The 13351-nt window shown below is 71.1% G+C and carries 12 protein-coding genes and 1 pseudogene; 8 read left to right on the top strand and 5 right to left on the bottom strand.

Features of this window, described 5'->3' with window-relative positions:
• The first annotated feature begins 176 nt into the window (after positions 1 to 176).
• On the top strand, positions 177 to 1403 hold the full coding sequence (locus tag RLT59_RS15120; protein WP_311303874.1) for an amidohydrolase family protein: 1227 nt from the start codon (positions 177 to 179) through the stop codon (positions 1401 to 1403).
• Positions 1404 to 1523: 120 nt separating this feature from the next.
• Here the strand turns inward: RLT59_RS15120 and RLT59_RS15115 are convergent, their stop codons facing one another.
• Positions 1524 to 2354: a MerR family transcriptional regulator gene (locus RLT59_RS15115; protein ID WP_311303873.1), complete on the bottom strand. Its 831-nt coding sequence runs from the start codon at positions 2352 to 2354 to the stop codon at positions 1524 to 1526.
• Between the two features lie 113 nt (positions 2355 to 2467).
• Between RLT59_RS15115 and RLT59_RS15110 the strand changes: the two are divergent.
• A pseudogene (locus RLT59_RS15110) lies at positions 2468 to 3073 on the top strand (RNA polymerase sigma factor); the annotation flags it as partial.
• A 24-nt stretch (positions 3074 to 3097) separates the two neighbouring features.
• A complete protein-coding gene (locus RLT59_RS15105) occupies positions 3098 to 4081 on the top strand; it encodes a CU044_5270 family protein (RefSeq protein WP_399126899.1) in 984 nt (327 codons plus the stop codon).
• A gap of 108 nt (positions 4082 to 4189) precedes the next feature.
• On the opposite strand, the gene RLT59_RS15100 is transcribed toward RLT59_RS15105, so the two are convergent.
• A complete protein-coding gene (locus RLT59_RS15100; RefSeq protein WP_003967102.1) occupies positions 4190 to 4393 on the bottom strand; it encodes a cold-shock protein in 204 nt (67 codons plus the stop codon).
• Between the two features lie 422 nt (positions 4394 to 4815).
• Between RLT59_RS15100 and RLT59_RS15095 the strand changes: the two genes are divergently transcribed.
• The 4 genes from RLT59_RS15095 to RLT59_RS15080 all read left to right on the top strand — a co-directional run bounded on the left by RLT59_RS15095 (position 4816) and on the right by RLT59_RS15080 (position 9728).
• Entirely contained in the window at positions 4816 to 5694 is an 879-nt protein-coding gene (locus RLT59_RS15095) for a menaquinone biosynthetic enzyme MqnA/MqnD family protein (protein WP_311303872.1), read from the top strand.
• Positions 5695 to 6055: 361 nt separating this feature from the next.
• Positions 6056 to 7780: a serine/threonine-protein kinase gene (locus tag RLT59_RS15090; RefSeq protein ID WP_311303871.1), complete on the top strand. Its 1725-nt coding sequence runs from the start codon at positions 6056 to 6058 to the stop codon at positions 7778 to 7780.
• A 72-nt stretch (positions 7781 to 7852) separates the two neighbouring features.
• On the top strand, positions 7853 to 9052 hold the full coding sequence (gene mqnC / locus RLT59_RS15085; RefSeq protein WP_073732770.1) for a cyclic dehypoxanthinyl futalosine synthase: 1200 nt from the start codon (positions 7853 to 7855) through the stop codon (positions 9050 to 9052).
• A 7-nt stretch (positions 9053 to 9059) separates the two neighbouring features.
• The gene (locus RLT59_RS15080) at positions 9060 to 9728 is read left to right on the top strand and encodes an imidazolonepropionase-like domain-containing protein (protein ID WP_311303870.1); all 669 of its coding nucleotides are present in this window, start codon (positions 9060 to 9062) and stop codon (positions 9726 to 9728) included.
• A 27-nt stretch (positions 9729 to 9755) separates the two neighbouring features.
• On the opposite strand, the gene RLT59_RS15075 is transcribed toward RLT59_RS15080, so the two are convergent.
• The 3 genes from RLT59_RS15075 to RLT59_RS15065 are packed head-to-tail and all read right to left on the bottom strand — an operon-like array spanning position 9756 to position 12266.
• Positions 9756 to 10715, bottom strand: coding sequence for a DUF3152 domain-containing protein (locus RLT59_RS15075; RefSeq protein WP_311303869.1), 960 nt, complete (start codon positions 10713 to 10715; stop codon positions 9756 to 9758).
• Entirely contained in the window at positions 10705 to 11736 is a 1032-nt protein-coding gene (locus RLT59_RS15070; protein ID WP_311307729.1) for a hypothetical protein, read from the bottom strand. The genes RLT59_RS15075 and RLT59_RS15070 overlap by 11 nt, the downstream gene beginning before the upstream one ends.
• Before the next feature lie 17 nt (positions 11737 to 11753).
• Positions 11754 to 12266 carry a SigE family RNA polymerase sigma factor gene (locus RLT59_RS15065; RefSeq protein WP_311303868.1) on the bottom strand — a complete coding sequence of 171 codons (513 nt, stop codon included), beginning with the start codon at positions 12264 to 12266 and terminating at the stop codon, positions 11754 to 11756.
• A gap of 259 nt (positions 12267 to 12525) precedes the next feature.
• On the opposite strand from RLT59_RS15065, the gene RLT59_RS15060 reads away from it, so the two are divergent.
• Complete coding sequence (locus RLT59_RS15060; protein ID WP_073733152.1) at positions 12526 to 13218, top strand: demethylmenaquinone methyltransferase; 693 nt, start codon at positions 12526 to 12528, stop codon at positions 13216 to 13218.
• Positions 13219 to 13351: the final 133 nt, after the last annotated feature.

Below are 13351 nucleotides of genomic sequence, written 5' to 3'. Positions count from 1 at the left end.
CGCCGAGGAGATCCGGATTGCTCCATACCGTTCGTATCGCCGTCAACAGTCTGCCTTGTGAAGGGCGGACACGTCAGCAGTGGGTGACTGTCTGCACGAGCCCTCGACAACGATTGTGGAACGGAGCCTCGCACAGATAGCTGACGGTTCGTCAGATCAGCGCTACCGTGGTACGCATGGAGACCTTCCCGAAGATCATCTCGGTGGACGACCACACGGTGGAGCCCCCTCATGTCTGGCGGGACCGGCTCCCGTCCAAGTACGCGGACTCCGGTCCGCGCATCGTCCGGGCACCGCTCAAGGAAATGACGTTCATGGGCGGAAAGTTCGCGCCCGTGATGGGTGCGAAGGGCGACGAGGGCCCGATCGGTGACTGGTGGGTGTACGAGGACCTGCACCGCCCGCTCACCCGCCTCGACACCTCCGTCGGCTACGACAGGGACGAGATCAAGCTCGAAGTCATCACGTACGAGCAGATGCGCCCCGGTTCGTTCTCGGTGCCCGAGCGGCTCGCCGACATGGACATCAACCACGTGCAGTCCGCCCTCTGCTTCCCGACCTTCCCCCGCTTCTGCGGCCAGACCTTCACCGAAGCGAAGGACCGTGAACTCGGCCTGCTCGGCGTGCGCGCGTACAACGACTGGATGGTCGACGAGTGGTGCGGCCCGGACGCGCACGGCCGGCTCATCCCGCTCACCCTGGTCCCGCTCTGGGACGCGCGGCTGGCCGCGGAGGAGGTCAGGCGCAACGCGGCGCGCGGGGTGCGTGCGGTGGCGTTCTCCGAAATACCTCCACATCTAGGACTGCCGTCCATTCATACGGACGAGTGGGATCCGTTCCTCCGGGCCTGCGACGAGACGGGGACGGTGATCGCCATGCACATCGGCTCGTCCTCGAAGATGCCGTCCACCTCGGCCGACGCCCCGCCCGCCGTCGGTTCCACCATCACCTTCGCCAACTGCTGCTTCTCGATGGTCGACTGGCTGATGAGCGGTAAGTTCGAGCGCTTCCCGAACCTGCGGATCATGTACGCGGAGGGGCAGATCGGCTGGATTCCGTACATCCTGGAACGCGCCGACGTGGTCTGGGAGGAGAACCGGGGCTGGGGCGGGGTCGCGGACAAGGTCCACCGGCCGCCGTCGGAGCTGTTCACCGAGCACGTCTACGGCTGCTTCTTCGACGACGCCTTCGGGCTGAAGAACCTGGACGCGATCGGCGTCGCCAACGTGCTGTACGAGACGGACTACCCGCACTCCGACTCGACCTGGCCCAAGTCCCGCGAGGTCGGGGAGGAGCAGATGGGGCACCTGGACGCGGACGTGGTGGACCGCATCGTGCGCCGCAACGCGATCGATCTGCTCGGACTCACCGACGACGGGCTGTGGGCGGGCCCCGGCGCGTAGGAGTGGTGGGGCGGCCCCTGCGGAGGGCCCGCCCCGCCACCGGGGCGGGCCACCCGTACAGACGGCCCGACCCCACCGGGGCGGGCCGCCCGTCGTACAGACGGCCCGACCCCCGGCGCGTCAGGCTCCCCTGACGACCGGCTCCTGGAGCTCCGTCACCCACTGCGACTCGTCCTGCGGGCACTCCAGGGTGACCTCGCGGGCGTACCCGGCCGACCGGTAACCGGAGCCGTCGATCCAGCGGGCCAGGGTCTGGGACGTCGGCAGTACGCCGTCCAGCGAGCCCCGGTGGATGACGGTCGCCGCCTCGATCGGGGGCAGTTCGACCACCGTGACCCCGGTGTCACCCAGCGGCCCCGGCGGCGCGGAGACCGTCACCCCGGCATGGACGACGACCGCGCCGCCGCCCTCCGGTGCGTCCTCGTAGCGCGCGATCCCGGGGCCCGCCGGGGAGACCCCGGCCCGGTCCAGCAGCGGGAACAGCTGCTCGTACAAGGGGCGGATCACCGGAGTGATGTCCTCCGGCCCATAGCCCGCCGCCACCCCGGTCAGCTCCGCGACCCGTACCGCCGCGACGTTCCTGACCACCACATCGTCCCCTGGCATGTGTCCCTCACTCTCGATCGACCGGAGCCTCGCCTCGACCTGGGCCAGCCGTGCCGCCGCCGCGGCCATCGCCTCCGCCAGCTCCGAGCGCCGCAGCCGGAGCATCCCGCGCAGCTCCTCCGGACCCACCTCCTCGTCGAGGACGGCCCGCACCTGCTGGAGCGTGAAGCCGAGATCCTTGAGGGCGATGATCCGGTTGAGCCGGGCGAGCTGGCCGCCGCCGTAGTAGCGGTAGCCGGTTTCGGGGTCGGTACTGTCGGGGGGCAGCAGCCCGATCGCGTCGTAATGACGCAGCATCCGGGCCGACACCCGCCCGTGGCGGGCGAAGTCTCCGATGGTGAACATGGTGTCTCCCAGTGCGCGACCTCACACGGTGTCAAGGTCAAGCATCGCGTGGCCCCGGCGCGGGTGTGACGCAGGCCACTGGAACCTGCCGCCCACCGGGGACATGACATGACGTGGAGCATTCTCTGAGAGCCCGGATACGGGCGGGCGACCCGGACGCGTTCGGCGGCCTCTTCGACGACTACGCACAGACGGTGTTCCGGTACGCGGTCCGCTCGACCGGCGACTGGGCGGGTGCGGAGGACATCGTGTCGCTCACCTTCCTGGAGGCGTGGCGGCTGCGCGCGACCCTGCGGGAGTCGGACGAGGAGCTGAGGCCCTGGCTGCTGGGCATCGCGACCAACGTCCTGCGCAACACCCGCCGTGCCGCCCGCAGACACGACGCCGCGCTGACCCGGATGCCGGTGAGACCCGCCGTACCGGACTTCGCGGACGAGCTGGTGGGCCGCATCCACGACGCGGAACAGCTCGCCGCCGCACAGGCCGCGCTGCGACGGCTGAGACCCAAGGAACGGGAGGTGTTCCTGCTCTGCGTCTGGGACGGCCTGGACTACCGGGACACGGCACGGGCGCTCGGGGTACCCGTCGGAACCGTCCGCTCCAGGCTCTCCCGGGCCCGGAAGCGGCTGAGGGAACTCACCGCCGACGCCGAGAAGGTTGTGGGGGAGCTCAGGGCGCAGCTGCCCGAGCCGCACGGACCGGTCCTGCCGGGCGACCGTCACCGGCTGCTCAGGGAGCATGTGATGAACGAGATCCACCAGGTCCAGGTCCAGGACAAGGCTCGGGACAAGGCTCGGGGCGAGGTCCGGGGCGAGGTCCGGGGCGAGGTCCGGGGCGAGAAGGCCCCGGCCTCGGTACGGCCGCGCCGCAACCGCGCCTGGTACGCCGTACCAGTGGGCATGGTCGCCGCCGGTGCGCTCGCCTTCACCTTCCTGGCGGGCCCCGGCGAAAGCGGCGGCGACACCGGGTACCACCTGAGCGCGGCCCCGGTGGTCAAGGTCGAGGTCGGCTCGGCGAACGGCGTCGGCGCGCTGATGGAGAACGTCGCGGAGCGCGCCTCGCAGGGCCCAGCGGCGCGCGTCGGCGTGAACCAGTTCGTCCACGTGCGCTCGCACTACTCCAACATGCAGGCCGAGGACGGCAGCCCCCTCAAGCTGAAGACGTACTACCGGGAGGCGTGGACGTCCCAGAACCCCGACAAGGTGCGGAGCCGCCTCAAGCAGCCGGGCGACGACATCATCTGGTCGGCGCCGCGCGACGGTGACGAACGGCTCGCGGAGTGGAACCGCAACCACACCTACGCCGCGCTGGAGAAGCTGCCCACCGAGCCCGACGCGCTGCTGAAGAAGCTCCGTGAGGACGCCGCGTACTCCGGCTCGTCCGATCAGAACCTCTTCGACTACGTGGCCGGCCTGATCAACGAGAACATCCTGCCGCCCGAGACCGGCGCCGCGATCTACCGCGCGGCGGCGAAGATCCCCGGCGTCGTCGCGCTGGACAGGGCCCAGGACGGCGACGGCCGCCCCGGTGTGGCACTTGCCCGTACGGACGAGAGGGACCACGAGCGCAATGAACTGGTCTTCGACGCCAACAGCTACGACTACCTGGGCATGCGCGCCTACCTCGTCCAGAACACCGAGCTGGGCAAGAAGGGCACCGTCACCGAGATGCAGGCCGTGCTCGACCGAGGAGTCGTGGACAGCCGCGACGAGACGCCCAAGAAGTAGACCTTAAGGAGCAGGGCACACAGGCAGGAGCCCCGTTCCTCCGCCGAGGCGGGGGAGCGGGGCTCCTTGGGTACTGCGTTACCGGCCGCGATCGGCCGACCCGGGCAACTAGGCCGGGGTGACGTTCTCAGCCTGCGGACCCTTGGGTCCCTGAGTGACGTCGAAGTTCACGACCTGGTTCTCCTCAAGGGAGCGGAACCCGGACGCGTTGATCGCGGAGTAATGGACGAAGACATCCGGGCCGCCGCCGTCCTGGGCGATGAAGCCGAAGCCCTTTTCAGCGTTGAACCACTTGACGGTTCCGGTAGCCATAAGCCCTCCTTGGGCCAAAGGGTTGCCCTGCTCCAGAACCTGCAAAGAAGTCTGAAAACTACAAAAGCCTGCGGGTTACATGCTCCGCAGGCTCTGTACTGCAAGGGAAACCAAACTGCAACTTGGCGTTGAGCCTAGCACGCAGGATGTGCGGAAGGGTAGAGGGAAAGATCACGCGACGCGAATGTTTGATTGCCGTGCGCACGAGCGGTCCGGGACTCTCTTCGAGCAGGGCCGGGAGCCCTTGGGAGAGCCCTCTTCCGCAGGGGCGGGGGGGATGGCTCCGGCGCCATTCCGGCAACCGTCGGGAGAGGGATCGGCGACCCGCCGGGAGAAGGGTCGATGCCGTCCGGGAGAGGGATCGCGCGGCGCCGCGCGCCCCCGGTGGGGCTGTCGGGGGCCGACAGGTCTAGCCTCGCGATGTGGACAATTCAACCGTCTCAACCGTCGCAGGCGACGACCGTCGCAACCGGCCGCGCGTCGGCCACATCCAGTTCCTCAACTGCCTTCCCCTCTACTGGGGGCTGGCACGGACCGGGACCCTGCTCGACCTGGAGCTCTCGAAGGACACCCCGGAGAAGCTCAGCGAGCAGCTGATCAGGGGCGATCTGGACATCGGCCCCATCACCCTCGTGGAGTTCCTGCGCAACGCCGACGACCTGGTCGCCTTCCCCGACATCGCGGTCGGCTGCGACGGGCCCGTCATGTCGTGCGTGATCGTGTCGCAGCGCCCCCTGGAGGACCTCGACCGGGCCCGGGTGGCGCTCGGCTCGACCTCCCGCACCTCCGTACGGCTGGCGCAGCTGCTGCTCGCCGAGCGGTACGGGGTGACCCCGGACTACTACACCTGCCCGCCCGACCTCGGCGTGATGATGCAGGAGGCGGACGCCGCCGTCCTCATCGGTGACGCCGCGCTGCGCGCCAACCTGCACGACGCGCCCCGCCTCGGCCTCCAGGTCCACGACCTGGGCGCGATGTGGAAGGAGTGGACGGGTCTGCCGTTCGTCTTCGCCGTCTGGGCCGCCCGCAAGGACTATCTGGCGGCCGAGCCCACCGCGGTGCGGAAGGTCCACGAGGCGTTCCTGGCCTCGCGGGACGTCTCCCTGGAGGAGGTCACCAAGGTCGCGGAGCAGGCCGCGCGCTGGGAGGCCTTCGACGCGGAGGTGCTGGAGCGCTACTTCACGACCCTCGACTTCCGCTTCGGCCCCGCGCAGCTGGCCGGTGTCCAGGAGTTCGCCCGCCGGACCGGCCCGACGACCGGCTTCGCCGCGGACGTGAACGTGGAGCTGCTCGGCGGCTGAGCGCACACGAGGGTATGCGGCGGCGGGTAGGTGGAATGCATCATTCCACCTACCCGCCGCCCTTTCCGCGCCCTTCCGTCCTTCCGGCCTTCCCTCGGGCCGGTCTTCCCTCGGGATATCGATTCGAGTGAATACGCGTTGAATGGCCGATTAGTGGGAAGCGTCGGGAGTGCGCCCCGGTGGCTTCCGTCAATCGGTCCGTCACCCGGGAACGACACATTCGCGTTCTTTTCTTGTGATGAATGGCGCCGTTCGTTCCCTCGGGGGCGATATCGGCGGATGGTTTGCCTGGGACTTCAAGACCCCCGCCTCTAGGCTTCGGTCGGAGGTCCGGGCCGGTGTCCACAGGGGGAGTCCGCATATGCAGCCGCTGGAAGCCGGCGAACCACTGAGCATCGGTGCCTACCGGCTGATCGGCAGACTCGGTGCCGGCGGCATGGGGCGCGTCTACCTGGGGCGCAGCGCCGGCGGCCGCACCGTCGCGGTCAAGGTGGTCCATCCGCACTTCGCGCTCGACGAGCAGTTCCGCGCCCGGTTCCGGCGCGAGGTGGACGCGGCGCGGCGGATCGGCGCGCAATGGACCGCGCCCGTCCTGGACGCCGATCCCGACGCCCCCGTCCCGTGGGTCGCGACCGGCTACGTGGCCGGGCCCCCGCTCTCCACCGCGGTGACCGAGCACGGCCCGCTGCCCGAACAGGCGGTACGCACCCTGGGCGCGGGGCTGGCAGAGGCGCTCGGCGCGGTCCATGAGCAGAGCCTGATCCACCGGGACGTGAAGCCCTCCAACGTGCTGCTCGCCCTCGACGGCCCCCGGCTGATCGACTTCGGCATCGCCAGGGCCATCGACGCCACCGCCTCGCTCACCTCCACCGGGGTCTCGGTCGGCTCGCCCGGCTACATGGCGCCGGAGCAGATCAGGGGCCAGGAGATCTCGGGCGCGGCCGACGTCTTCTCGCTGGGTGCGGTGCTGGCGTACGCGGCCACCGGTGCCGCGCCTTTCCTGGGTGACTCGTCCGCCGTACTGCTCTACAAGGTGGTGCACGAGGAGCCCGAGCTGGGCGATCTGGAGGGCGAGCTGCGCGAGGTCGTCGCCTCCTGCCTGGCGAAGGACCCGGCGCACCGGCCCAGCCCGGCCCGGCTCGCGGAGCGGCTGGCGCCCGGCGGCGCGGCTCCCCGGGTGGCGGCGGGCTGGCTGCCCGGACCCCTGGTCCGCGAGGTCAGCCGCTCCGCGGTCGCGCTGCTGGACCTGGAACCGCAGGACGCCCCGGTGCGGTCGGGGCCGGTGCCGTTCACCAACGCCTCGCACGGGTTCGAAGGGGGCCCCGCCGTCGGGGTGTTCGGCCCGCCCGTCGAACCGGCGGCCCACCTGACCGGACCGGCGACGAGCCCGCCGCCGTACCCGCCCGGTCCCGGGGCGGACGGGGTGCCGGGGCAGCGCGCGCCCGGCCCCCGGTTCACCGTCGGGGTGAGCACCGACTCCCGGCCGGGCGAGCACCGGGGGCGCAGGCTGAGCTGCACCGTCGCCCTCGCGGTGGCCGGTGCGCTCGCCGCGGTGACCGTGGGCAGCGCCTACGTCTTCGACCTGATGCCGGGCGGTGGCGGCAGCGACACCGCGGACCACGGAGGCACCGACCGCACCCCGGGCGCCACCGCCTCGCCCAGGCCGACCGGCCCCGGTGACAGCGCCGCCACCCCGGGCGGCCAGGTCAGCGAGGTGCCGAAGAGCTTCATCGGCACCTGGAAGGGGCCGCTCACCGAGAAGACGACCGGTCAGCCGCACGGCACGCTCAGTGTGGTGATCAGGAAGGGGAAGAAGGGCGCCGACGTGATGCGTGCGAGCACGACGATCTCCACCCTCGGCGTCGAGATCAGCTGCCACAGCGTCGCGTCCTTCACCTCCGGCACGGAAAAGGAGCTGATGTTCCGGGAGCGCGTCGATCCGGAACGCCCCGGCACGGCGGGCCTGTGCACGACCGCCGACTCGGACCTCCACTTCACCCGCGTCGACGAGGACACCCTCCGCTTCCGGTCCGACGAGCGGGGCGCCGGGCTCCCCTACGGCACGCTCGACCGGTCCGGCGGCTGACCTGCGGCAGGGCTGGCGTACGCTGAACCGGTCCGTAGATCCGTTGAAAAACCGCCGAAAGGTGACAGCCCGGTGACCGAGAAGGCCGACCTCCAGCCCATCCTCGACCGAGCCGCCGAAGGCGGGCGGATCACTCCGGCGGAGGCGCTCGACCTCTACCGCTCCGCCCCGCTGCACGCGCTGGGCGCGGCCGCCGACGCCGTACGCCGACGCCGTTACGCCGGTACGGAGCACATCGCGACGTACATCATCGAGCGCAACATCAACTACACGAACGTGTGCGTGACGGCGTGCAAGTTCTGCGCCTTCTACGCCGCGCCGAAGGACACCGCCAAGGGCTGGTCCCGCGACCTCGACGACATCCTGCGCCGCTGCGCGGAGACCGTCGAGCTGGGCGGCACCCAGATCATGTTCCAGGGCGGCCACCACCCGGACTACGGCGTGGAGTACTACGAGGAGCACTTCTCCGCGATCAAGAAGGCGTTCCCGCAGCTGGTCATCCACTCGCTCGGCGCCTCCGAGATCGAGCACATGGCCCGGATCTCGAAGGTCTCCGCGGAGGAGGCCATCAGCCGCATCCACGCCGCCGGGCTCGACTCCTTCGCGGGCGCGGGCGCCGAGCTGCTGCCCGCCCGGCCGCGTACCGCGATCGCCCCGCTCAAGGAGTCCGGCGAGCGCTGGCTGGAGATCATGGAGATCGCCCACGGTCTCGGTGTCGAGTCGACCTCCACCATGCTGATGGGCACGGGCGAGACCAACGCCGAGCGCATCGAGCACCTGAGCATGATCCGCGACGTCCAGGACCGGACCGGCGGCTTCCGCGCCTTCATCCCGTACACGTACCAGCCGGAGAACAACAAACTGAAGGGCCAGACGCAGGCCACGCTCTTCGAGTACCTGCGGATCATCGCCATCGCCCGGCTCTTCCTGGACAACGTCGCGCACATCCAGGGCTCCTGGCTCACCACCGGCAAGGAGGTCGGCCAGCTGTCGCTGCACTACGGCGCGGACGACCTCGGCTCGATCATGCTGGAGGAGAACGTCGTCTCCTCCGCCGGTGCCAAGCACCGCTCCAACCGGCTGGAGATCATCGACCTGATCCGCAAGGCCGACCGGGTCCCGGCCCAGCGCGCCACCACGTACGAGCACCTCGTCGTCCACGACGACCCGGCGAACGACCCGGTCGACGAGCGCGTCGTCTCGCACATCTCGTCCACCGCGATCGAGGGCGGCACCGCCCACCCGGAGCTCAAGCTCCTGAACGCCAACTGACGACGTCGTGCTGACCGTCCACGCCGCGCCGCTGGTCCTTCCGGTCGGCGCGGCCCCCGTCGAGCGGGGCGCGGTCGCCGTGGACGGGGACCGGATCGTCGGCCTCGGCCCGTACGAGGCGGTCGCCGCCGCTCATCCGGCGGCGCGGGTACGGCAGTGGCCGGGCGTCATCGCCCCCGGGCTTCGGCAGCGGCACGCGGAGTGGCTGCTGACCCGCTGCTACCACCCCGACCCGCGCGAGGCGGACGAACTCGGGACCGATCCGCTGTCGGGCGAGGCGTTCGCACGGCTGGCGGGGGAGCTGGACGCGACCCGGTGGGCGGGCAGCGTACGCCGGGGCCTCCAGCAGATGCTGCGGTACGGGACGACGCACCTCACCGGCCCGTTCCGCGACCCGGCTGTGCGGACGGCGGTGTCCCGCTCCGGTCTGGTGGAGGTTCCGGAGAGCGCTGAGAAGGGTGTTCCGGGGAGCGTTTCCATCGGCCGGGCGGCGGATCTCGATCCGCTGGCCGGGGGCCGTGACCTGCCGGGCGCCGTGCACGCCCCGCTCGTCACCGGAGCCCGCGCCGACTTCGCGGTGTTCGACGTACCGGACGAGGCCGCGCTCGTCGCGGCGGGTGCCGGGTCCTGCCTGGTCACCGTTCTGGGCGGGCGACTGGTGTACCGGCGGCGCTGAGCACGTCGGGCACCGCGGGCAGGAGCCTCACGGCACCGACGGGCCGCCCAGGTACTGGCCCTTGACGTCATAGGGCCAGGCGTTGGCGACGCAGCCTTTGAGTCCGTAGATCTGCTGCATCATGGCGGGGGCGGGCCGGCCCTTGCCGGGGCAGGTTTCGTGGCCGTGGCCGAGCCAGTGGCCGACTTCGTGGTTGATGATGAGGGCGCGGTATTCGGCCAGGGGGCCGTTGAACTCGGGTGAACCGGTCTGCCAGCGCTTGAGGTTGACCATGACGTTCACGCCGACGCGGCAGTTGACCTCGCCATGGGTGTTGAGCCCGCTGCTCCCGCAGATCCTGTCGACGGTCGCCGCCGTGGCGATCCGGACAACCAGCCCCGCAGGGCCCTTCGTGACCTGGTGGAACGTGTGCTTCCCGCCGTGCGCCCAGCCGCGCGGCGCGGCGAGGAACCCGGCGATCTGGGTGGCGGCCGCGTCCGGTTCGACGCCGGTGCCATCCTCCACCTCGACCCGGTAGGCGTTGCCACCGCCCGAGGTCGCGCCCGTCCGAGCGACCGTGAAGGTGCCGGGGCCGTGGGAAGGGATGGCGGGATGGCCGCCGCCCTTCTTGGTACCGGAGCCGGTGTCGGAGCTGGACTTTGCCTTCGGGCTCACCTTCGGCTCGGCACGCGCCTTGGGTTTGGTACCCGTCCCGCCCTTCGCACCGGAACCGGCGGCCTCGGCCCCCGGCTTGTCGCCGGAACCGGAGACGGAGCCCGAACCCGAACCGGAATTGGCTGATCCGGGTGCCGCAGCAACGGCCGACAGATCGTCCCCGCCGGTCCACAGCGGCGAGGCGGCCACCGCCACGCAGATCACGGCCGTCGGCACGAGGACCGCGACCAGCAGCCGTATCCGGCCGCGACGGCGACGTTCCTGCCGTGAGCGCCGCCGGGCCCCTCGGCCACCCCGTCGCTGCCCCTGCTGTCTCCGTACCTCAGCCGACACGATCCGCGTACTCCTTCGATTCCATGGGGTGTGCCGCCGCGTACTTCACGAGCTCCAGGAACCTGGAGTCCCCCGCGACGGCGAGCAGTTGACCGGCGGTGACGGGTGACGGCCCCCCTGTGCCGTCGTCACCGCCGACCGAGAGGACGACCGCGCTGTCGCCGTACGTGAAGCGGACCAGGGTGCGCGTGGCGGCCGGTGACCCGTCAGGTCCGGCGACCGACGCCACGGCCTGGGCCTCGGTCCCGTCGGGAAGCGTCGCCCGCCGGCAGTGCGGCAGGTCGTCCGGGTACTGGGGGCAGGGCGCCTCCTGCGGAGCGACACTCCGGCCGCTTTCGGGGCGCACCGAGAGGACGACCGGGTAGACCTCGCCGCCGATCCCCGCCTGGTACTGGCTGACGGCAAGGTCCACCGGATGGACCGAGCCCACCTTCCGTGGCAGCAACTCGCTGAGCAATAGCGCGATATGGCGCTGGAACTTCTGCTGCCGGGCCCGCTCGGCGGCCGGCAGGTCGGCCATGGACGACTGTCCGGGGGACGGCTCGATGTGCACGGTGGACGCTTCCGGCGCATCCGTGGGCACCGGTGACGTCGGGACCGACGACGCCTCCGAGGGCGCGTCCGACGACACGGGTGACGGCGCGTTCGTCGGTGTGTTCGCCGGGACGTTCTCCGGGCTCGGCGTCGGCGCGATGCTCGTGGGCCGCGCGGCGGCGGACCACGTCCGGGCCGGTTCCGTACCGCCGTTCCCGTTCCCGTTCCCGCTCCACAGGGGCAGGACGGCGCCGAGAGTGCCGAGTACCACCACGCCCGTCACCACTGCCCCGATGGTCGCGCGGGCCCGGGTGCGGCGGCGGTGGCCCTGGACCAGGGCGGCGGGCACCAGGTCGGGCAGGGTCGGCGCACCGTCGGTCGCCTGCTCCATGGCGGCCCTGATCAGCAGGGTCTCGGCCACCTCCGCTTCGGCGGCGGCCTCGGCCCCGTCGTCCGCGCCCCGGCCGGGAAAGCGGTCAGAAGACATGTCCACGACGGTTCTCCTCAGCTTCGGGTGGTGTAGAGGTGTGCGTCGCCCAGCCGCGTACGCAGGGTGGCGAGCGCGCGCGAACACTGGCTCTTCACGGTGGACGGGCTGCACCGCAGCAGTTCGGCCACGGTCTCCACGCTCAGGTCCTCCCAGTAGCGCAGTACGACCATCGCCCGTGCGCGGGGCGGCAGTTCGGCCAACGCGGCCAGCAGGGTGACCGTCAGTTCGGGTCCGACCGCCGGTGCGTGCGCGGCGATCGGCGTATGGGCACGGAAGTCGCGCAGCCGCCTGCGGCGCTCGGCGATGTAGGTGCGGGTCAGCACGGTCCTGGCGTAGGCGTCCGGATGGTCGGCGGCGCTCACCCGGTGCCAGTGCTGGAACAGCTTGGCCAGCGTCGTCTGGGTCAGATCACGGGCCGCCTCCGCGTCGCCGCACAGCAGGTACGCGGTGCGGTACAGCCGGCGCTGGCTCGCCCGCGCGAACTCCTCGAAGCTGTCGCCGGCGTCCCGGCTGGGCCCCGCGCTCATCCGGCCCCCTTCACGGTCCGTCGGTGGTCTCTCCCCTGTTACTGAGAGCGCACGGTTCGGAAAGGTTGAAGCCGAATCCAAACTCGTGTCCGAATCCCGGACAGGACGGTGCGAAGAGGGGCGAGGCATTGCCGGGCCGGGTACGGGGCGCCCGCCGTGCCGGACACATGCCGGACACCGCGCTGCCGCCCCGAGCCCCCGGTCTCCCGACGGCGGGCCCGCCCCCTCGCTCCACGGGCGGACTGCTTGAATGGGAGACGTGACCCGAGCCTCCCTGGACAAGCAGCCGCACGAAGTCGCCTCGATGTTCGACGACGTGGCGGCGAACTACGACCTGACCAACGACGTGCTCTCGCTCGGCCAGGCCCGGCTGTGGCGCAAGGAGGTCGCCAAGGCGGTCCACGCCCGCCCAGCGGAGAAGGTCCTCGACCTGGCCGCCGGAACCGCGACGTCCTCGCTGCCGTTCGCCGCGACCGGGGCGTACGTCGTGCCGTGCGACTTCTCCATCGGCATGCTCCAGGAGGGCAAGAAGCGCAACTCCTGGCTCCCGTTCACGGCGGGCGACGCGACGCGGCTGCCGTTCCGGGACGAGACGTTCGACGCGGTCACCATCTCCTTCGGGCTGCGCAACGTCCAGGACACGGACGCGGCGCTGAGCGAGCTGTACCGGGTGACGAAGCCGGGCGGCCGGGTCGTCATCTGCGAGTTCTCCCAGCCGGTCTGGACGCCGTTCCGGACCGTCTACACCGAGTACCTGATGCGGGCGCTGCCGCCGGTCGCGCGCGCGGTGTCGTCCAACCCCGACGCGTACGTCTACCTCGCCGAGTCGATCCGCGCCTGGCCCGACCAGGCCGGGCTCGCGGCGAAGCTCCAGCGGGCCGGCTGGTCGGACGTCGCCTGGCGCAACCTCACGGGCGGCGTGGTCGCGCTGCACCGGGGCGTGCGCGCCTGACGGCCCCCGGCGCCGGGGCGCCGGGCGCGGTCGACATGAGGGAGCCCTTCGGGAGGTTGACCGGAGGGCCCCCATAGACTGCACGGGACATGTGCCGCGCGGCACGCGATTTCGAGTCTTCGGGAGATCCGAC

Origin of the sequence: Streptomyces sp. ITFR-6 (assembly GCF_031844725.1) — a bacterium.
GTDB lineage: Bacteria > Actinomycetota > Actinomycetes > Streptomycetales > Streptomycetaceae > Streptomyces.
Note: the sequence above shows the minus strand (reverse complement) of the source record. Positions and strands in the feature narration are given on the sequence as shown.

What these genes read in the sequence shown, in the direction of transcription:
- RLT59_RS15120 (WP_311303874.1), top strand. Translation starts at nt 177, where the DNA reads ATGGAGACCTTCCCGAAGATCATCTCGGTGGACGACCACACGGTGGAG.
- RLT59_RS15115 (WP_311303873.1), bottom strand. Translation starts at nt 2,354, where the DNA reads ATGTTCACCATCGGAGACTTCGCCCGCCACGGGCGGGTGTCGGCCCGG.
- RLT59_RS15100 (WP_003967102.1), bottom strand. Translation starts at nt 4,393, where the DNA reads ATGGCTACCGGAACCGTCAAGTGGTTCAACGCTGAAAAGGGCTTCGGC.
- RLT59_RS15090 (WP_311303871.1), top strand. Translation starts at nt 6,056, where the DNA reads ATGCAGCCGCTGGAAGCCGGCGAACCACTGAGCATCGGTGCCTACCGG.
- RLT59_RS15065 (WP_311303868.1), bottom strand. Translation starts at nt 12,266, where the DNA reads ATGAGCGCGGGGCCCAGCCGGGACGCCGGCGACAGCTTCGAGGAGTTC.
- RLT59_RS15105 (WP_399126899.1), top strand. Translation starts at nt 3,098, where the DNA reads ATGAACGAGATCCACCAGGTCCAGGTCCAGGACAAGGCTCGGGACAAG.
- RLT59_RS15070 (WP_311307729.1), bottom strand. Translation starts at nt 11,736, where the DNA reads ATGTCTTCTGACCGCTTTCCCGGCCGGGGCGCGGACGACGGGGCCGAG.